Origin of the sequence: Bradyrhizobium sp. BRP56, from assembly GCF_020194035.1 — a bacterium.
GTDB lineage: Bacteria > Pseudomonadota > Alphaproteobacteria > Rhizobiales > Xanthobacteraceae > Bradyrhizobium > Bradyrhizobium australafricanum.
Genome location: NZ_JADYVV010000012.1, coordinates 35,429 through 53,812 on the forward strand (window position 1 = coordinate 35,429; position 18,384 = coordinate 53,812).

An 18,384-nucleotide genomic window follows, 5' to 3' on the forward strand; every position below is an offset into this window, starting at 1 on the left:
TGTCGCCGATCCATCACGGATACGGGCTTCTCAAGTGCTTGCTCTCTCGGGCTTGTGTCCACAAACGCGAACACGACGCCCTCCCCTCATGTCCTTCGGGGCCCGGCATCGTCATAAAACTATCCAACTTGGATGCGGGGCTTATTAAAGGATTCATGTCGGTTTCGTCAACCGCTCCTAGCGTTTAGCTCGCTTTTTCGTGAGCTTTTTTGCCGCCTTTTTGGCCGTCTTTGCTCCCTTGCGGGCTTTCGCGGCGCGGGCGGCCGTCTTTACCGCCTTCTTCACGGCCTTCTTCACGGCCTTCTTCACGGTTTTCTTCACGGTTTTCTTGGTCACTTTGGCCCTGGAGGGCGCCTTGGCAGCCTTCCGGGACGATTTGGCGGCCTTTTTGGCTGGTTTTGCTGCCTTCCTGGCCGGCTTCTTGCTGGCCTTCATGGCCGCCTTGGCGGCCTTTTTAGCCGCCTTCGGGGCGTGATCCTCGTGATCCTTCGGTTCCAGCGCGCCGAGTGCGGTCAGGATCCGGTTGATCTCGCGTGTGACGTGCTCGATGGTCATCATGCCATCGACCGTCAGGAGCTTCCGCCGCTCCGAATAATAGTGAATCAGCGGCTCCGTCAGCGAACGGTACTGCGCCAGGCGCTTGGTCAGCACTTCCGGCGTGTCGTCGAGGCGGACTTCCTCGCCGCGCGCGCGGGTTTCCTCGGCACGCTTCTCAACGCGGGCGAGCAGCGCGCTCTCGTTGACGCGGAGCTCAACCACCGCGTCGAGCTTGAGGTGCTTTTTCCGGAGCAGATCGTCGAGCGCCTCGGCCTGCGGCACGGTGCGCGGGAAGCCGTCGAGAATGAACCCCTTCTTGGCATCGGGCTCCTCGATCCGGTCGGCGATGATTCCCACCACGACCTCGTCTGGAACCAGCCCGCCATTGGCCATGATCTCCTTGGCCTGCAAGCCGACCGGCGTGCCCGCGGCGACCGCAGCGCGCAGCATCTCACCGGTCGAGAGCTGGACGATGCCGTACTTGTGCACCAGCCGCTGCGCCTGGGTTCCCTTGCCCGAGCCCGGCGGCCCCAAAAGGATCAATCTCATATCTGTTTCGCCCCCCGGCTAGGTGGGCGACGTCCGCACACCTGTGTTTTGAGTTCGAAGCCGAACCGCGATCAGCGGCGGCGGCCTCCCCTGAGCTTCGACTTCCTGATCAGCCCCTCATACTGATGAGCGAGCAGATAGCCCTGCACCTGCGACACCGTATCCATCGTCACGCTGACGACGATCAACAGCGAGGTGCCGCCAAAGTAGAACGGGACCGATGCGTAGGAAATCAGAATTTCAGGAATCAGGCAGACGATCGCGAGATAGACCGCGCCGAGCACCGTGATGCGCGACAGCACATAGTCGATATACTCGGCGGTGCGCTCGCCCGGCCGGATGCCCGGGATGAAGCCGCCATGCTTCTTCAGATTGTCCGCGGTCTCGGTCGGATTGAACACGATCGCGGTGTAGAAGAACGCGAAGAACACGATCAGCGCGAGATACATGAACAGGAACAGCGGCCGGCCGTGGCTGAGCTGGGTCGTGATCCACTGGAACCATTCCGGCCCCTTGCCGGCGTTGAAGTTCGCGACCGTGGTCGGCAGCAGCAGCAGCGACGAGGCGAAGATCGGCGGAATCACGCCCGAGGTGTTGAGCTTGAGCGGCAGATGCGAGGACTGGCCCTCGAACATCTTGTTGCCGACCTGGCGCTTCGGATACTGGATCAAAAGCCGGCGCTGCGCGCGCTCCATGAACACGATGAAGGCGATCACGGCGACCGCCATCACGATGACGATCAGGATCAGGCCGGTCGACATCGCACCCTGGCGGCCGAGTTCCAGCATGTTGGCGAGCGCCGACGGCAGCTCGGCGACGATGCCGGACAGGATGATCAGCGAGATACCGTTGCCGATGCCGCGCGAGGTGATCTGCTCGCCGAGCCACATCAGGAACATGGTGCCGCCGGTCAGCGTGATCGCGGTCGAGATCCGGAAGAACATGCCGGGGTCGCTGACGACATTGCCGGCGCCTTCGAGGCCGATCGCGATGCCGTAGGACTGGAACAGCGCCAGGATCACCGTCAGATAGCGGGTGTACTGGTTCAGCGTCTTGCGGCCCGCCTCGCCTTCCTTCTTGAGCGCCTCGAGCTGCGGCGACACGGTGGTCAGCAGCTGCACGATGATCGATGCCGAGATGTACGGCATGATGTTCAGCGCGAAGATCGCCATGCGGTGGATGCCGCCGCCGGCGAACATGTTGAACATGCCGAGGATGCCGCCGGACTGGCTGCGGAATACCTGCTCCCAGATGTTGGGATCGATGCCGGGCAGCGGGATGTAGGTGCCGAGCCGATAAACAAGCAGCGCACCCAGGGTGAACCAGATGCGCTTCTTCAGCTCGTCGGCTTTCGCCAGCTGTCCGAAATTGAGGTTGGCGGCAAGTTGTTCGGCTGCTGAGACCATGTTTCGGCTTTCTCCCGGAGCCCCATTCGCCGGCGCCCCCAAAGAGATCAATTCCCTGGGCGCCGGCAGACACCGGACATTATCTGGTGCTCGGCCTCGATAAGTCCATCATTCGATCTGCGGATTGCCCGCGCGTCGCGGGCAATGACGCAGATGTTACGCCGCCTCGCCTTCTTCCTTGGCGGGGGCCAGGATCTTGACCGAGCCGCCGGCCTTCTCGACCGCGGCAATGGCCGACTTGGAAGCGCCGTGCACCTCGATGGTCAGCTTGGTCTTGATCTCGCCGCGGCCGAGCAGCCGCAGGCCGTCCTTGGCGCGGCGCAGCACGCCGGCCTTGACCAGCGATTCGACGTTCACCGTCGCGCTCGCATCAACCAGCTTGTTGTCGATCGCTTCCTGCAGACGGTCGAGATTGATCTCGGCGAAGTCGAGCCGGAAGATGTTGTTGAAGCCGCGCTTCGGCAGACGGCGATGCATCGGCATCTGGCCGCCTTCGAAACCCTTGACGCGGACGCCCGAACGCGCGGTCTGGCCCTTGCCGCCGCGGCCCGAGGTCTTGCCCTTGCCGGAACCGATGCCACGGCCGACACGCATGCGCTTCTTGCGCGAGCCGGCGTTGTCGGCGATATCGCTGAGCTTCATCGCCCTTCTCCTTATCTCTGCTTACTCGCCGACGACGCGGACGAGATGCTGAACCTTGCTGATCATGCCGCGAACTTCAGGGGTATCCTGCAGCTCGGCGACCCGGCCGATCTTGTTGAGCTTGAGGCCGATCAGCGTCGAACGCTGCGAGTGATGGCGGCGGATTGCGCTGCCGATCTGCTCGACCTTGATGGTCTTGCTGGCCTTGGCCATGACAGTAACTCCGAATAGCGCTTCGAGAAGCGCGCGTTGTTATTCCGCCACCACTTCGGCGTCGCCGCCGACGCGGCGCGACTGCAGGGTGGAGACCTTGATGTTGCGGCGTGCCGCCACCGAGCGCGGCGAATCCTGATGCTTCAGCGCGTCGAACGTCGCGCGAACCATGTTATAGGGATTCGACGAGCCGATCGACTTCGCCACCACGTCCTGGATGCCGAGCGTCTCGAACACCGCGCGCATCGGGCCGCCGGCGATGATGCCGGTACCGGCCGGAGCGGCACGCAGGTAGACGCGGCCGGCGCCGTGACGGCCGGCGATGTCGTGATGCAGCGTGCGGCCTTCGCGAAGCGCGACGCGCGTCAGGTTGCGCTTCGCCGATTCGGTCGCCTTGCGGATCGCTTCCGGAACTTCGCGCGCCTTGCCGTGGCCGAACCCGACCCGGCCCTTCTGGTCGCCGATCACGACCAGCGCCGCAAAGCCGAAGCGCTTGCCGCCCTTGACGACCTTCGCCACGCGATTGATGTGGACGAGCTTGTCGACGAACTCGCTGTCGCGCTCCTCGCGCTCCCTGCTCCGTTCGCGTCCGCCGCGTTCGCGTTCACCTGCCATGGTGTTTTCCAATCTCTAGGAGGCCTTGCGCCTCTTTCCTCGTCATCGTTCGTAAAGTTTAGAAGCTCAATCCGCCTTCGCGCGCCGCATCCGCGAGCGCCTTGACGCGCCCGTGATAGATGTAGGCGCCGCGATCGAACACGACTTCCTTGACACCCTTCTGCGCCGCGCGCTCGGCGAGCAGCTTGCCGACCGCCTTCGCCGCATCGATGTCGGCGCCGGTCTTGCCGGCGTCGCGCATGGTCTTCTCCAGCGACGAGGCGGAAGCGAGCGTCTCGCCCTTCTGGTCGTCGATGACCTGGGCGTAGATGTGCTTGGACGAGCGGAACACCGACAGCCGCGGACGGCCGCCTGCCGAGCGGCGAAGCGCAAGGCGCACGCGCTGCTTGCGCCGGGCATTCGTAACCTTGAGTGACATGACCGGCTCCGTTACTTCTTCTTGCCTTCCTTGCGGAAGATGAATTCGTTGGCGTACTTCACGCCCTTGCCCTTGTAGGGCTCCGGCGGACGGTAGGCGCGGATCTCCGCGGCGACCTGGCCGACGCGCTGCGGATCGTTGCCGGTGATCGTGATCTCGGTCGGCTTCGGCACCGCGATGGTGATGCCTTCCGGGATCGCGTACACCACGTCGTGGCTGTAGCCGAGCGCGAGCTGCAGGTTCTTGCCCTGCATCGCGGCGCGGTAGCCGACGCCGGTGATCTCGAGCTTCTTCTCGAAGCCCTTGGTGACGCCCTCGACGAGGTTGGCGACCTGCGCGCGCGCGGTGCCGTACATCGCCTGCGCGCGGTTGGTCTTGACCCGCGGAGCGACCTTGACCTGGCCGTTCTCGAACTTCACCTCGACGTCGTCATGCACGACGAACTGAAGCTGGCCCTTCGGCCCCTTCACCTTCACCGTCTGGCCCTCGACGCTTGCCGTCACACCCGACGGGATCGCCACCGGCCTTTTGCCGATACGTGACATCGTAAAATCCTTCCTCAGAACACCGTGAAGAGAACTTCGCCGCCCACGTTGGCGTCGCGCGCCTGGTGGTCAGCCATGATTCCCTTCGGCGTCGACAACACCGAAATGCCGAGACCGTTGTTCACGCGCGGCAGGTTCTTCACCGAGGCGTAAACGCGGCGGCCCGGCTTCGACACCCGCTCGATCTCGCGGATGACGGGCTCGCCGTCGAAATACTTCAGCTCGATCTCGAGCTCGCTGCGGCCCGAGGCATGTTCGACGCTGGCGTAGCCGCGGATGTAACCCTCGGACTTCAGCACCTCGAGCACGTTGGCGCGCATCTTCGAGCCGGGGCTCGAGACCTTGGACTTGGAGCGCATCTGCGCGTTGCGGATGCGGGTGATGAGATCGCTGATCGGATCGTGCGTAGACATTGTTCCGACCCTCCCTTACCAGCTCGACTTCACGAGGCCGGGAACCAGGCCCTTGGAGCCGAGTTCACGCAGCGCGATGCGCGAGAGCTTGTTCTTGCGATAGTTCGAGCGCGGACGCCCGGTCAGCTCGCAACGGTTGCGGATGCGCGTCGGCGACGAGTTGCGCGGCATCTCGGCGAGCTTCAGCGTCGCCGCGAAGCGCTCTTCCATGGGCTTGGTCTTGTCGGCGATGATCGCCTTCAGCTTCTCGCGGCGCGGGCTGGCGTTCTTCGCCATCCGCTTGCGCCGGTTGTTCTTCTCGACTGAACTCTTCTTTGCCATGCTTGGCTCCTGGGTATCCGCGTTTGAGTGGCTTTGGCTCAGCTACTCACTGCCGGAACGGGAAATTGAAAGCGGTCAACAAGGCGCGCGCCTCGTCGTCGGTCTTGGCGGTGGTGCAGACCGTGATGTCCATGCCACGCGCTTCCGAGACCTTGTCGAAGTCGATCTCGGGGAAAATGATGTGCTCCTTGATACCGAGCGAATAGTTGCCGCGGCCGTCGAAGCTCTTCGGGTTCAGGCCGCGGAAGTCGCGGACGCGGGGCAGCGCCACGTTCACCAGGCGGTCGATGAACTCGTACATATGGGTCTTGCGCAGCGTGACCTTGCAGCCGATCGGCTGGTTCTCACGCAGCTTGAAGGTCGCGATCGCGATCCGCGAATAGGTTACGATCGCCTTCTGGCCGGCGATCTGGGTCAGCTCGGCGGCGGCGGTCTCGGCCTTCTTGCGGTCGTTGACGGAGTCGCCCACGCCCATGTTGAGCACGACCTTGTCGAGGCGCGGCACCTGCATCACGTTGGCATAACCGAACTTCTCGGTCATCATGCCGCGGATCTTCTTGTCGTACTCCGCGCGCAGACGCGGCGTGTAAGCTGTATCAGCCATCGATCTCTGCTCCCGAGCTCTTGGCAACACGAACCTTCTTGCCATCGGCCTGAATCTTGAACCCGATGCGGGTCGGCTTTCCGTCCTTGCCGACATACGCAATGTTCGAAAGGTCGATCGGCATCTCCTTGGAGATGATGCCGCCTTCCTGGGTCTGGGTCTGCTTCTGGTGACGCTTCACCATGTTGATGCCGCGAACGAGAGCCTTGTTCTCGTCCGGACGCACCTCGAACACCTCGCCGGTGCGACCCTTGTCGCGGCCGGTGAGCACCATCACCTTGTCGCCCTTGCGGATCTTGGCAGCCATCACAGCACCTCCGGCGCGAGCGAAATGATCTTCATGTGGTTCTTGGCGCGCAGCTCGCGCGGCACCGGCCCGAAGATACGGGTGCCGACCGGCTCGGACTGATTGTTGATCAGCACGGCGGCGTTGCGGTCGAAACGGATGACCGAACCGTCGGCGCGACGGATGTCCTTGCGGACCCGGACCACGACGGCCTTCATCACGTCGCCCTTCTTCACCTTGCCACGCGGAATGGCTTCCTTGATCGACACAACGATAACGTCGCCCACGGTGGCATAGCGGCGCTTGGAACCTCCAAGAACCTTGATGCACATGACACGGCGTGCGCCTGAATTATCGGCCACGTCGAGGTTGGTCTGCATCTGAATCATTGATGCACCTCGTCCTCTTTCTGCGCTTCAGCGCGCTCAAAATTTCCCTGAATTCCCTCGGCCAGGCCGAGGTAATCAGGCCGTTTTCTTGTGTTCGCCCCGGACCACGGTCCAGCGCTTCAGCTTCGAGATCGGCTTCGATTCCTCGATCCAGACCATGTCGCCCGGCTTGAACTGGTTGTTCTCGTCGTGCGCGTGGTAGTTCTTGGAACGGCGGATCGTCTTCTTGTAGATCGGGTGGGTGAAGCGGCGATCGACGCGCACCACGATGGTCTTGGCTTGCTTGTCGCTGACGACCACGCCCTGCAGAGTACGTTTCGGCATAGCTGGCCCCTTACTTCTTCTTCGCGCGCTGCTGGGCAGCGATGGTCTTGATACGAGCGATATCGCGGCGGGCTTCCCGCATCCGCGAGGTGTTCTCCAGCTGCCCGGTGGCGCGCTGGAAACGCAGGTTGAAGCGTTCCTTCTTCAGATTCAGGATCGCGTCTTCCCGCTGGTCGTCGCTCATCGCGCGAATGTCTTCAACTTTCATCTCGGCCATGGCGATTACTCCGCAATGCGCGCAACGAAGCGCGTCTTGATCGGCAGCTTGGCGGCGGCGAGCGACAGCGCTTCCTTCGCGGTCTGCACCGGCACGCCGTCGATCTCGAACATCACGCGGCCCGGCTTGATCCGGACCACCCACAATTCCGGGGCACCCTTGCCGGAGCCCATGCGGACTTCGGCGGGCTTCTTCGACACCGGCACGTCCGGGAACACGCGGATCCAGACGCGGCCGGCGCGCTTCATATGACGGGTCAGCGCGCGGCGGGCGGCTTCGATCTGACGGGCGGTGACGCGCTCAGGCTCCATCGCCTTCAGGCCGAACTGGCCGAACGCCAACGTCGCGCCAGAGGTCGCAACGCCGTGGATACGGCCCTTATGCGCCTTCCGGAACTTCGTTTTCTTAGGTTGCATCATGGCTTTAAGCCCTCAAATTCCTGCTTTGCCTCAAGCGGCGTCGCGGCGCGAACGCGGCGTGCTGTCGCCCTCGGCCATCTTCTTGTCCTGGGCCATCGGATCGTGCTCGAGGATCTCGCCCTTGAAGATCCAGACCTTGACGCCGCAGGTGCCGAAGGTCGTGAACGCGGTGGCAACGCCGTAGTCGACGTCGGCGCGCAGCGTGTGCAGCGGCACGCGACCTTCACGGTACCACTCCATGCGCGCGATTTCGGCGCCGCCGAGACGGCCCGAGCAGTTGATGCGGATGCCGCCGGCACCGAGACGCATCGCCGACTGCACGGCGCGCTTCATGGCGCGGCGGAACGCGACGCGGCGCTCGAGCTGCTGGGCGATCGATTCAGCGACCAGGGTCGCGTCGAGCTCAGGCTTGCGGATTTCGACGATGTTGATCACGACGTCCGACGAGGTGATGTCGGCAACCTTCTTGCGCAGCTTGTCGATGTCGGCGCCCTTCTTGCCGATCACGACGCCCGGACGGGCCGAATGAATCGTCACGCGGCACTTCTTGTGCGGACGCTCGATCACGATGCGGGCGACGGCCGCCTGCTTGAGCTCCTTGTGCAGGATCTCGCGGATCTTGACGTCCTCGTGCAGCAGCTTGCCGTATTCCTGCTTGCCGGCGAACCAACGGGAGTCCCAGGTCCGGTTGATGCCGAGACGCAGCCCGATTGGATTGATCTTTTGACCCATCGTCTTCTCCTGCGCCCTTCTTAGGCGCTTGCCTCGGCCTCGACCTGACGAACCACGATGGTCAGGTGCGAGAACGGTTTGAACACACGGCCCGAACGGCCACGGCCGCGCGGAGCAAAACGCTTCATCACGATGCCATTGCCGACATGCGCCTCGGCGACGACCAGATCGTCAACCTCGAGGTCATGGTTGTTCTCGGCGTTCGCGATCGCCGATTCCAGGCACTTCTTGACATCGACCGCGATCCGCTTACGCGAGAACTGCAGGTCGGCGAGCGCAGCGGACGCCTTGCGGCCGCGGATCAGCTGCGCCACCAGGTTGAGCTTCTGCGGGCTGACGCGCAGCATGCGGGCGACGGCCTTGGCCTCATTGTCCGCGAGGCTACGTTCGCGCTTTGGTTTGCTCATCGGTTAATCCTCAAGCCTTCTTGGCTTTCTTGTCGCCCGAATGGCCGTGGAAGGTCCGGGTCGGCGAGAACTCGCCGAACTTGTGACCCACCATTTCCTCGTTGATTGCCACCGGCACGTGCTTGTGGCCGTTATAGACGCCGAACGTCAGGCCGACGAACTGCGGCAGGATGGTCGAGCGGCGGCTCCAGATCTTGATAACGTCGTGACGGCCGGACGAGCGCGCGGCATCTGCCTTCTTGAGCAGAGAACCCTCGACGAACGGGCCTTTCCAGACTGAACGAACCATGTCCGGCGTTCCTTACTTCTTCCGCTTGTGGCGGCTGAGGAGAATGAATTTGTTGGTCGACTTGTTGGTGCGGGTCTTCTTGCCCTTGGTCGGCTTGCCCCACGGAGTAACCGGGTGGCGACCGCCCGAGGTACGACCTTCACCACCGCCGTGCGGGTGATCGATCGGGTTCATGACGACGCCGCGGTTGTGCGGACGCCAGCCGAGCCAGCGGGTACGACCGGCCTTGCCGATCGAGATGTTCATGTGATCCGGGTTCGAGACCGCGCCGATCGTGCCGCGGCAACGGCCGTGCACGAGACGCTGCTCGCCCGAGTTCAGGCGGACGATCACGTAGTCCTGGTCGCGGCCGACGATCTGGGCGTAGGTGCCGGCGGAGCGCGCCAGCTGACCGCCCTTGCCGATCTTCAGCTCGATGTTGTGCACGATCGTGCCGACCGGCATGTTGCCGAGCGGCATGACGTTGCCTGGCTTGACGTCGACATAGTTGCCGGCGACGACGGTGTCGCCTGCCGCCAGGCGCTGCGGCGCCAGGATGTAGGCCAGCTCACCGTCCTGATACTTGATCAGCGCGATGAACGCGGTGCGGTTTGGATCATACTCGAGCCGCTCCACGACCGCCGGCATGTCCACCTTGTCGCGGCGGAAGTCGACGGTGCGGTAGGCCTTCTTGTGGCCGCCGCCGCGGAAACGCACGGTGATGCGACCGGTGTTGTTGCGACCGCCGTTGCCGAGCTTGCCCTCGGTCAGGGTCTTCACCGGCTTGCCCTTGTAGAGCGCCGAACGATCGACCATGACCAGCTGGCGCTGGCCCGGCGTCGTGGGATTGTAGGTTTTCAATGCCATCGTCGTTGCGCCTTATAGTCCGGTAGTCACGTCGATGCGGTGGCCCTCTTCCAGGGTCACGATCGCGCGCTTGGTGTCCGACTGCGAGCCGAGATTGCCGCGGAACACCTTGGTCTTGCCCTTGCGAACGAGAGTGTTGACGCTCTTCACCTTGACGTCGAACAGCTTCTCGACCGCTTCCTTGATCTGCGGCTTGGTCGCCTTGCCGGCGACCTTGAACATCACCTTGTTGTGCTCGGAGGCGAGCGTCGCCTTTTCCGTCACGACGGGAGAGATGATGACGTCGTAGTGGCGCGGATCGATGTTCTTCATTTGAAGCGCGCCTCCAGCGCATCAACCGCAGCCTTGGTCAACACCAGCTTCTGGCGGCGGAGAATGTCGTAGACGTTGATGCCCTGGATCGGCAGCACGTCGATGTTCGGAATGTTGCGGGCCGCGGTCGCGAAACCGGCGTTGAGCTCGGCGCCGTCGATGATCAGCGCGTTGGTCAGCCCGAGGCCGGAGAAGTGGCCGAGCAGCGCCTTGGTCTTGGCGGCCTCGAGCTGCGCATTGTCGATCACGATCAGCCCACCGTCCTTGGCCTTGGCCGACAGCGCATGCTTGAGCGCGAGCGCGCGCACCTTCTTCGGCAGGTCGGTCGCATGGGAGCGAACGACCGGACCGAACGCACGGCCACCGCCGCGGAACTGCGGCACGCGGGCCGAGCCGTGACGGGCGCCGCCGGTGCCCTTCTGCTTGTACATCTTCTTGCCGGTGCGCCAGATCTCGGCGCGGCCCTTGGCCTTGTGGGTGCCGGCTTGACGCTTGTTCAGCTGCCACTGCACGCAGCGCTGGATGATGTCGGCGCGCGGCTCGAGACCGAAGATCGCGTCCGAGAGCTCGACGGATCCGGCGTCCTTGCCTTCAAGGGTCGTGACTTTCAATTCCATCTCACACGCCCTCCTTCTCGGCCACAGCCTCGGCAGCTTCGCCACCTGCAACCTTGAACTTGCCGGGCTTCGGGGCTTCCTTCGGCAGCGGCTTCTTGACCGCGTCGCGCACCGAGATCCAGCCGCCCTTGGAGCCGGGAACGGCGCCTTCGACGAGGATCAGGCCGCGCTCGACGTCGGTCGAAACCACGCGCAGATTGAGCGTGGTGATGCGGTCGACGCCCATGTGACCGGGCATCTTCTTGTTCTTGAAGGTCTTGCCGGGGTCCTGACGGCCACCGGTCGAACCGATCGAACGGTGCGAGATCGACACGCCGTGGGTGGCGCGCAGACCGCCGAAATTCCAGCGCTTCATGCCGCCGGCGAAGCCCTTACCGATCGAGGTGCCGGTCACGTCGACGAACTGGCCGACCACGAAATGGTCCGCCTGGATTTCCGCGCCGACCGGGATCAGCGCATCCTCGGACACGCGGAACTCGGCGACCTTGCGCTTCGGCTCGACCTTGGAGACCGCGAACTGGCCACGTTCGGCCTTGGGCATGTACACGGTCTTGCGGGCGCCCGAGCCGAGCTGAAGAGCGACATAGCCGTTCTTCTCGGTCGTGCGGTGGCCCAGCACCTGGCAGTTGCCCAACTTCAGCACGGTCACAGGGATATGCTCGCCGGTCTCCGTAAAGACCCGCGTCATCCCGACCTTTTGTGCGATCACTCCGGAGCGCATCGGCGTGCTTCCTGTCTTTCTGTCCGCAAGCGGCGGACGTAAAAATCCAAAACCTTAGAGCTTGATCTCGACGTCGACACCGGCGGCCAGGTCGAGCTTCATCAGCGCATCGACGGTCTGCGGGGTCGGGTCGACAATGTCGAGGAGGCGCTTGTGGGTGCGCATCTCGAATTGCTCGCGGCTCTTCTTGTCAACGTGCGGCGAACGGTTGACGGTGAACTTCTCGATGCGGGTCGGCAGCGGAATCGGTCCGCGAACCTGCGCACCGGTGCGCTTCGCCGTGTTCACGATCTCGCGGGTCGACGTATCGAGGATTCGATGGTCGAACGCCTTGAGACGGATGCGAATATTTTGGCCGTTCATTGCCGTATTCTTTCTTTAGTGAGTGGCGAGTAGCGAATAGCGAATGGAGTGACCCACTCGCTACTCGCCATTCCCTATTCGCGTAGTTATTCGATGATCGCGGCGACGACGCCGGCGCCGACGGTGCGGCCGCCTTCGCGGATCGCGAAGCGCAGCTTCTCTTCCATCGCGATCGGCACGATCAGGTGCACTTCCATCGCGATGTTGTCGCCCGGCATCACCATCTCGGTGCCTTCCGGCAGGTGCACGACACCGGTCACGTCGGTGGTGCGGAAGTAGAACTGCGGACGGTAGTTGGTGAAGAACGGGGTGTGGCGACCGCCCTCTTCCTTGGTGAGGATGTAAGCCTCGGCCTTGAACTTGGTGTGCGGCTTGACCGAACCCGGCTTGCACAGCACCTGGCCACGCTCGACTTCCTCGCGCTTGGTGCCGCGGAGCAGCGCACCGATGTTGTCGCCGGCCTGGCCCTGATCGAGCAGCTTGCGGAACATTTCGACGCCGGTGACGATGGTCTTCTGGGTGTCGCGGATACCGACGATCTCGATTTCCTCGCCGACCTTGATCACGCCGCGCTCGACACGGCCGGTGACGACGGTGCCGCGGCCCGAGATCGAGAACACGTCTTCAACCGGCATCAGGAACGGCTGGTCGATCGGACGCTCCGGCTGCGGGATGTACTCGTCGACGTTGCGCATCAGCTCGAGGATGGCGTCGTGGCCGAGCTTCTTGTCCTTGTCTTCGAGGGCGGCGAGAGCCGAACCCTTGATGATCGGGATCTTGTCGCCCGGGAATTCGTACTTCGAGAGCAGCTCGCGGACTTCGAGCTCGACGAGCTCGAGCAGCTCCGGATCGTCGACCATGTCGCACTTGTTGAGGAACACGACGAGCGCGGGCACGCCGACCTGGCGGGCGAGCAGGATGTGCTCGCGGGTCTGCGGCATCGGGCCGTCAGCAGCCGACACGACCAGGATCGCGCCGTCCATCTGGGCGGCACCGGTGATCATGTTCTTCACGTAGTCGGCGTGGCCGGGGCAGTCGACGTGGGCGTAGTGGCGGTTGGTCGTCTCGTACTCGACGTGAGCGGTCGAGATCGTGATGCCGCGGGCCTTCTCTTCCGGCGCCTTGTCGATCTGGTCGTAGGCGGTGAACGTCGCGCCGCCGGTTTCTGCGAGCACCTTGGTGATCGCTGCGGTCAGCGAGGTCTTGCCATGGTCGACGTGACCGATGGTGCCGATGTTGCAGTGGGGCTTGTTACGTTCGAATTTAGCTTTGGCCATTTGACTCTCCGTTCAATCGTTGACTGCCATCAACGACAATCAGGCAAACTTCTTCTGGACTTCAGCCGACACGTTCGCCGGAGCTTCGGCGTAGTGATCGAACTGCATGGTGAAGGTCGCGCGACCCTGGCTCATCGAGCGCAGGTTGTTCACGTAACCGAACATGTTCATGAGCGGCACCATCGCGTTGATGACGTTGGCGTTGCCGCGCATGTCTTGGCCCTGGATCTGGCCACGCCGGGAATTCAGGTCGCCGATGACCGAACCGGTGTAGTCTTCCGGGGTCACCACCTCGACCTTCATGATCGGCTCGAGCAGAACGGACTTGCCCTTCGTCAACGCTTCGCGGAACGCAGCCCGCGATGCGATTTCGAACGCCAGTGCCGACGAGTCGACGTCGTGATACTTGCCGTCGACCAGCTGCACCTTGACGTCCACCACCGGGAAGCCGGCAACGACACCGGAGCCCATCACGCTGTTGAGGCCCTTTTCGACGCCGGGGATGTATTCCTTCGGCACCGCACCGCCGACGATCTTCGATTCGAACTCATAGCCCTTGCCGGGCTCGTTCGGCTCGACGACGATCGACACTTCGGCGAACTGACCGGTACCGCCGGTCTGCTTCTTGTGGGTGTACTTGACTTCGGCCTTCTTGGTCACGCGCTCACGGAACGCCACCTGCGGCGCGCCGATGTTGGCGTCGACCTTGTAGGTGCGCTTGAGAATGTCGACCTTGATGTCGAGATGCAGTTCGCCCATGCCCTTGAGAATGGTCTGGCCGGACTCCTGGTCGGTCGACACGCGGAACGACGGATCTTCCGCGGCGAGCTTGGCAAGCGCCACGCCGAGCTTTTCCTGGTCGGCCTTCGACTTCGGCTCGATCGCGATCTCGATCACCGGCTCCGGGAATTCCATCTTCTCGAGGATCACCGGCTTGTCGGGATCGCACAGCGTGTCGCCGGTGCGCGCTTCCTTCAGGCCAGCCAGCGCGACGATGTCGCCGGCATAGGCTTCCTTGATGTCTTCGCGGTTGTTCGCATGCATCAGCAGCATGCGGCCGATACGCTCTTTCTTCTCGCGGGTCGAGTTCACCACGCCGGTGCCCGACTGCAGGATGCCGGAGTAGATGCGGCAGAACGTGATGGTGCCGACGAACGGGTCGTCCATGATCTTGAACGCGAGCAGCGCCAGCGGCTCCTTGTCGTCCGCCTTGCGCACGACTTCGTTGCCGTCATCGTCGGTGCCCTTGATCGCGGGCACGTCGATCGGCGACGGCAGATAGTCGACGACGGCGTCGAGCAGCGGCTGCACGCCCTTGTTCTTGAACGCGGAGCCGCACAGCACCGGATAGAACGCGCCGGTCAGCACGGCCTTGCGGATCAGGCGCTTCAGGGTCGCCTCGTCCGGCTCCTTGCCGTCGAGGAAGGCAGCCAAAGCGTCGTCGTCGAGCTCGACGGCGGCTTCCACCATCTTCTCGCGATACTCCTTGGCCTGCTCGACCAGATCTTCCGGAATGTCGACATAGTCGAACTTGGCGCCGAGCGACTCATCGTTCCAGATGACGCCCTTCATCTTCACGAGGTCGACGAGACCCTTGAAGTTGTTCTCGGCACCGATCGGCAGCTGGATCGCGATCGGCTTGGCGCCGAGGCGGTCGACGATGTCGGACAGGCACTTGAAGAAGTCGGCGCCGGTCTTGTCCATCTTGTTGGCGAAGACGATGCGCGGAACCTTGTACTTGTCGCCCTGGCGCCAGACGGTCTCGGTCTGCGGCTCGACGCCCTGGTTGGAGTCGAGAACGCAAACGGCGCCGTCGAGCACGCGCAGCGAACGCTCGACCTCGATGGTGAAGTCGACGTGGCCGGGGGTGTCGATGATGTTCAGGCGCTTGCCGTTCCAGAACGCGGTGGTCGCAGCCGAGGTGATCGTGATGCCACGCTCCTGCTCCTGCTCCATCCAGTCCATCGTCGCGGCACCTTCGTGCACTTCGCCGATCTTGTGGCTCTTGCCGGTGTAATACAGGATACGCTCGGTGGTCGTGGTCTTGCCGGCGTCGATATGCGCCATGATACCGAAGTTGCGGTAGTCCTCGATGGCATGTTGGCGGGGCATGAGACTGTTCCTTAAATTCCGTTGTTCGCCTTACCAGCGATAGTGCGAGAACGCGCGGTTGGCTTCCGCCATCCGGTGCACGTCTTCCCGCTTCTTGACGGCGTTGCCGCGATTGTTCGAGGCGTCGAGCAGCTCAGCCGAGAGACGCTCCGTCATGGTCTTCTCGTTGCGCTCGCGGGCGGCCGAGATCAGCCAGCGGATGCCGAGCGCCTGACGGCGCACCGAACGGACTTCGACCGGAACCTGGTAGGTCGCGCCGCCGACGCGGCGGGAACGAACCTCGATGGTCGGCATCACGTTCTCGAGCGCCTGCTCGAACACGCCGAGCGGGTTCTGCTTGGTCTTGGCCTCGATCATGCCGAGCGCACCGTAGACGATGTTTTCGGCAACCGACTTCTTCCCGGCGTACATCACCGAGTTCATGAACTTCGTAATGATGATGTTCCCGAACTTCGGATCCGGAAGAACTTCACGCTTCTCGGCAGAATGGCGACGCGACATCTGATCGGTTCCCGCTTACTTCGGACGCTTCGCGCCGTACTTCGAACGACGCTGCTTACGGTTCTTGACGCCCTGGGTATCCAGCACGCCGCGGAGGATGTGGTAGCGCACACCGGGCAAGTCCTTGACGCGGCCGCCGCGGATCATGACCACCGAGTGCTCCTGCAGGTTATGGCCCTCACCCGGGATGTAGCCGATCACCTCGAAGCCGTTGGTCAGGCGCACCTTGGCGACCTTACGAAGCGCCGAGTTCGGCTTCTTCGGGGTCGTGGTGTAGACGCGCGTGCACACGCCGCGCTTCTGCGGCGACTGCTGCAGCGCCGGCACCTTCTTACGCGACTTCTGCACTTCACGCGGATTTGCGATCAGCTGGTTGATCGTCGGCATGCAGCCTTCACCCTTTAGTTCGCGCGAAAACCTTGAATGGCTCCGCAAATTTCTTCTCAGGACTAGCCGTCCCGCACGGCCCGCTCGACACGGAACAAACAACCGCGCAAAGCGAAATCGCGCCAACCACTCATCGCTGAGCGGAAAGCGCATCGACGCCACAGAGGACCACGATCCCGAACCGTTCAGCGTTCGCTGTTCGGTCCGCCACCGAGGTCATGCATCCGAAATCACTCTCAAGAGGACGTGCTCAAGAGAACCAATATCGTCCTGGCATTGCCTAGCTATCATCGACAGCGTTTGAGCGGCATTCGTCGAGGTTGGTGCCCGTCCGGCTCCTCAAAAAGGACCTTCGGGTGTTCCGTTCCGACGCTGGCGTAGCTCACCGCCTGTCGTTAAGTGGGCGCCTTGTATAATCGAGAGATAGTGAAGTCAAGCAAAACGACAAGCAAAGAAACGCCTCTGGCACTTGCGGATTTCGCATTTCGCCGCGGTTCGGCGCAAGGCGAAATGTGACGGCCGACCGACCTCCCCGCGCCCTCATCCGAATCTTCGGGCGCGTGCGGAACCATATTATATCCGGGTAAAATATGAATAGAAACAACTCTCCCCAAGTTAGTCCCGAAGGCAAACTTCAAAACTAAGCCTTTATTTGCCATTCGCAGCGCAAAAATCGGGGTCACAGCCACGGAATTCTCATGCGGTACACCGACATCGCGATCATCGGCGGCGGTCTTGCGGGCTCGACCGCAGCCGCCATGCTCGGCCGTGCCGGGATACCGACGGTCCTGATCGACCCCCACCGGGTCTACCCGTTCGATTTCCGTGTCGAAAAGATCGGCGGCGACCTCCAGCTCGAGCGATTCGCCAGGACCGGCCTCGCCGAGTCGGTGCTCCGCTCGGCGACGCTGGACGGCGAGAACTGGATCGCGCGATTCGGCCGGTTGCTCGACCGGCAGCCGAGCCGGCAATACGGCATCATGTACGACGCGCTGATTGCGGCGATTCGGAACGAAATCGCCGGGCCGGCGGAATTCATCTGCGACAAGGTGATCAATGTCGCGACCAGTTCCGAGCGGCAGCGGCTCGTGCTTGCCAATGGCGAGGAGATCTCGGCGCGCCTTGTGGTGCTTGCCAACGGCCTGAACGTCGGGTTGCGCCGGATGCTCGGCATCGACCGGCTGGTCACGAGCTTCTGCCACTCGATCTCGCTCGGCTTCGATTTCGTCCCCGTCGGCCGCCCCGCCTTCCCGTTCGCGGCCATGACCTACTTCTCGGAGCGGCCGAGCGACCGCATCCCCTACATCACGCTGTTTCCGATCGGAAACCGGATGCGCGCCAACCTCTTCACCTATCGCAAGGCCGACGATCCCTGGCTGCGGGCGATGCGGCGCAATCCGGTCGAGACGCTGAACGCCGCGCTGCCGCGGCTGCGCCGGCTCACCGGCGAGTTCGGCATCGCCGGCGATATCAAGATCAGGCCCGCCGACATCTTTGTCAGCACCGGCTATCGGCAGGCCGGCGTGGTGCTGGTGGGTGATGCCTTCGCCAGCACCTGCCCCGTCACCGGCACCGGTACCGACAAGGTGTTCACCGACGTCGCCCAGCTCTGCAACGTCCACATCCCGGCCTGGCTGTCGACCGACGGCATGGGCGAGGAGAAGATCACCGCGTTCTACGACGATCCGGTCAAGACCGCCTGCGACGCCTGGTCGAACGCCAAGGCATTCAGCTTCCGCGAGGTGTCGGTCGGCAGCGGGCCCACGTGGCAGGCCCAGCGCTGGGCGCGCTTTTTCGGCTATCTCGGCCGCGGCTGGCTGCGCCGGCTGCACAACCCCGCAGCGGCGGCGTCAACGACGCAGCCGGCCAACCACTTCCGGCAACGTCCGCACGCCGCGGACCGGGCGTGACGCGGCACGGGC

General features: G+C 63.3%; 28 protein-coding genes. 1 reads left to right on the forward strand and 27 read right to left on the reverse strand.

Annotated features, from left to right (window positions below):
- Positions 1–177 precede the first annotated feature (177 nt).
- The 27 genes from I6F38_RS11065 to rpsL all read right to left on the reverse strand — a co-directional run bounded on the left by I6F38_RS11065 (position 178) and on the right by rpsL (position 16,462).
- Entirely contained in the window at positions 178–1,086 is a 909-nt protein-coding gene (locus tag I6F38_RS11065) for an adenylate kinase (RefSeq protein WP_225160334.1), read from the reverse strand.
- 71 nt (positions 1,087–1,157) lie between these two features.
- Positions 1,158–2,492 (reverse strand): preprotein translocase subunit SecY, encoded by a 1,335-nt coding sequence (gene secY, locus I6F38_RS11070; RefSeq protein WP_057019546.1) that lies wholly within the window; start codon positions 2,490–2,492, stop codon positions 1,158–1,160.
- A 156-nt stretch (positions 2,493–2,648) separates the two neighbouring features.
- Complete coding sequence (rplO, locus tag I6F38_RS11075) at positions 2,649–3,134, reverse strand: 50S ribosomal protein L15 (RefSeq protein WP_225160335.1); 486 nt, start codon at positions 3,132–3,134, stop codon at positions 2,649–2,651.
- 21 nt (positions 3,135–3,155) lie between these two features.
- Positions 3,156–3,347 (reverse strand): 50S ribosomal protein L30, encoded by a 192-nt coding sequence (gene rpmD / locus I6F38_RS11080; protein WP_028335461.1) that lies wholly within the window; start codon positions 3,345–3,347, stop codon positions 3,156–3,158.
- 39 nt (positions 3,348–3,386) lie between these two features.
- The gene (rpsE, locus tag I6F38_RS11085; protein ID WP_016843761.1) at positions 3,387–3,962 is read right to left on the reverse strand and encodes a 30S ribosomal protein S5; all 576 of its coding nucleotides are present in this window, start codon (positions 3,960–3,962) and stop codon (positions 3,387–3,389) included.
- A 58-nt stretch (positions 3,963–4,020) separates the two neighbouring features.
- The gene (rplR, locus tag I6F38_RS11090) at positions 4,021–4,380 is read right to left on the reverse strand and encodes a 50S ribosomal protein L18 (protein ID WP_016843760.1); all 360 of its coding nucleotides are present in this window, start codon (positions 4,378–4,380) and stop codon (positions 4,021–4,023) included.
- 11 nt (positions 4,381–4,391) lie between these two features.
- Positions 4,392–4,925, reverse strand: a complete 534-nt coding sequence (rplF, locus tag I6F38_RS11095; RefSeq protein ID WP_092114986.1) for a 50S ribosomal protein L6 — start codon at positions 4,923–4,925, stop codon at positions 4,392–4,394.
- Positions 4,926–4,939: 14 nt separating this feature from the next.
- Positions 4,940–5,338 (reverse strand): 30S ribosomal protein S8, encoded by a 399-nt coding sequence (gene rpsH / locus I6F38_RS11100; protein WP_018272133.1) that lies wholly within the window; start codon positions 5,336–5,338, stop codon positions 4,940–4,942.
- A gap of 15 nt (positions 5,339–5,353) precedes the next feature.
- Positions 5,354–5,659 (reverse strand): 30S ribosomal protein S14, encoded by a 306-nt coding sequence (rpsN, locus tag I6F38_RS11105; protein ID WP_225160336.1) that lies wholly within the window; start codon positions 5,657–5,659, stop codon positions 5,354–5,356.
- Between the two features lie 46 nt (positions 5,660–5,705).
- On the reverse strand, positions 5,706–6,263 hold the full coding sequence (gene rplE / locus I6F38_RS11110; RefSeq protein ID WP_016843756.1) for a 50S ribosomal protein L5: 558 nt from the start codon (positions 6,261–6,263) through the stop codon (positions 5,706–5,708).
- Positions 6,256–6,570: a 50S ribosomal protein L24 gene (gene rplX, locus I6F38_RS11115; RefSeq protein ID WP_016843755.1), complete on the reverse strand. Its 315-nt coding sequence runs from the start codon at positions 6,568–6,570 to the stop codon at positions 6,256–6,258. The genes rplE and rplX overlap by 8 nt, the downstream gene beginning before the upstream one ends.
- Positions 6,570–6,938, reverse strand: a complete 369-nt coding sequence (rplN, locus tag I6F38_RS11120; protein ID WP_011473865.1) for a 50S ribosomal protein L14 — start codon at positions 6,936–6,938, stop codon at positions 6,570–6,572. The genes rplX and rplN overlap by 1 nt, the downstream gene beginning before the upstream one ends.
- 75 nt (positions 6,939–7,013) lie before the next feature.
- On the reverse strand, positions 7,014–7,262 hold the full coding sequence (gene rpsQ, locus I6F38_RS11125; RefSeq protein ID WP_016843754.1) for a 30S ribosomal protein S17: 249 nt from the start codon (positions 7,260–7,262) through the stop codon (positions 7,014–7,016).
- A gap of 10 nt (positions 7,263–7,272) precedes the next feature.
- Positions 7,273–7,479, reverse strand: a complete 207-nt coding sequence (gene rpmC / locus I6F38_RS11130; protein ID WP_016843753.1) for a 50S ribosomal protein L29 — start codon at positions 7,477–7,479, stop codon at positions 7,273–7,275.
- A gap of 5 nt (positions 7,480–7,484) precedes the next feature.
- Positions 7,485–7,898, reverse strand: coding sequence for a 50S ribosomal protein L16 (gene rplP, locus I6F38_RS11135; protein ID WP_016843752.1), 414 nt, complete (start codon positions 7,896–7,898; stop codon positions 7,485–7,487).
- 30 nt (positions 7,899–7,928) lie between these two features.
- Entirely contained in the window at positions 7,929–8,630 is a 702-nt protein-coding gene (gene rpsC / locus I6F38_RS11140) for a 30S ribosomal protein S3 (protein ID WP_016843751.1), read from the reverse strand.
- Positions 8,631–8,650: 20 nt separating this feature from the next.
- Complete coding sequence (gene rplV / locus I6F38_RS11145) at positions 8,651–9,037, reverse strand: 50S ribosomal protein L22 (protein WP_016843750.1); 387 nt, start codon at positions 9,035–9,037, stop codon at positions 8,651–8,653.
- Between the two features lie 10 nt (positions 9,038–9,047).
- Positions 9,048–9,326, reverse strand: coding sequence for a 30S ribosomal protein S19 (gene rpsS, locus I6F38_RS11150; RefSeq protein ID WP_028335459.1), 279 nt, complete (start codon positions 9,324–9,326; stop codon positions 9,048–9,050).
- 12 nt (positions 9,327–9,338) lie between these two features.
- Positions 9,339–10,172 (reverse strand): 50S ribosomal protein L2, encoded by an 834-nt coding sequence (rplB, locus tag I6F38_RS11155; protein WP_021081655.1) that lies wholly within the window; start codon positions 10,170–10,172, stop codon positions 9,339–9,341.
- Between the two features lie 12 nt (positions 10,173–10,184).
- The gene (locus tag I6F38_RS11160; RefSeq protein WP_028339313.1) at positions 10,185–10,484 is read right to left on the reverse strand and encodes a 50S ribosomal protein L23; all 300 of its coding nucleotides are present in this window, start codon (positions 10,482–10,484) and stop codon (positions 10,185–10,187) included.
- Complete coding sequence (gene rplD, locus I6F38_RS11165) at positions 10,481–11,101, reverse strand: 50S ribosomal protein L4 (protein ID WP_016843745.1); 621 nt, start codon at positions 11,099–11,101, stop codon at positions 10,481–10,483. The genes I6F38_RS11160 and rplD overlap by 4 nt, the downstream gene beginning before the upstream one ends.
- A 1-nt stretch (position 11,102) precedes the next feature.
- Positions 11,103–11,822, reverse strand: coding sequence for a 50S ribosomal protein L3 (rplC, locus tag I6F38_RS11170; protein WP_092082424.1), 720 nt, complete (start codon positions 11,820–11,822; stop codon positions 11,103–11,105).
- Between the two features lie 54 nt (positions 11,823–11,876).
- A complete protein-coding gene (gene rpsJ, locus I6F38_RS11175; protein ID WP_002712302.1) occupies positions 11,877–12,185 on the reverse strand; it encodes a 30S ribosomal protein S10 in 309 nt (102 codons plus the stop codon).
- An 86-nt stretch (positions 12,186–12,271) separates the two neighbouring features.
- On the reverse strand, positions 12,272–13,462 hold the full coding sequence (gene tuf / locus I6F38_RS11180) for an elongation factor Tu (protein WP_018272140.1): 1,191 nt from the start codon (positions 13,460–13,462) through the stop codon (positions 12,272–12,274).
- A 39-nt stretch (positions 13,463–13,501) separates the two neighbouring features.
- A complete protein-coding gene (gene fusA / locus I6F38_RS11185) occupies positions 13,502–15,574 on the reverse strand; it encodes an elongation factor G (protein ID WP_092082422.1) in 2,073 nt (690 codons plus the stop codon).
- Positions 15,575–15,604: 30 nt separating this feature from the next.
- On the reverse strand, positions 15,605–16,075 hold the full coding sequence (gene rpsG / locus I6F38_RS11190; RefSeq protein WP_016843741.1) for a 30S ribosomal protein S7: 471 nt from the start codon (positions 16,073–16,075) through the stop codon (positions 15,605–15,607).
- A 15-nt stretch (positions 16,076–16,090) separates the two neighbouring features.
- The gene (rpsL, locus tag I6F38_RS11195; protein ID WP_006611834.1) at positions 16,091–16,462 is read right to left on the reverse strand and encodes a 30S ribosomal protein S12; all 372 of its coding nucleotides are present in this window, start codon (positions 16,460–16,462) and stop codon (positions 16,091–16,093) included.
- A gap of 698 nt (positions 16,463–17,160) precedes the next feature.
- Here rpsL and I6F38_RS11200 point away from each other — a divergent pair.
- Positions 17,161–18,372 carry an NAD(P)/FAD-dependent oxidoreductase gene (locus tag I6F38_RS11200; protein WP_225160337.1) on the forward strand — a complete coding sequence of 404 codons (1,212 nt, stop codon included), beginning with the start codon at positions 17,161–17,163 and terminating at the stop codon, positions 18,370–18,372.
- Positions 18,373–18,384 lie beyond the last annotated feature (12 nt).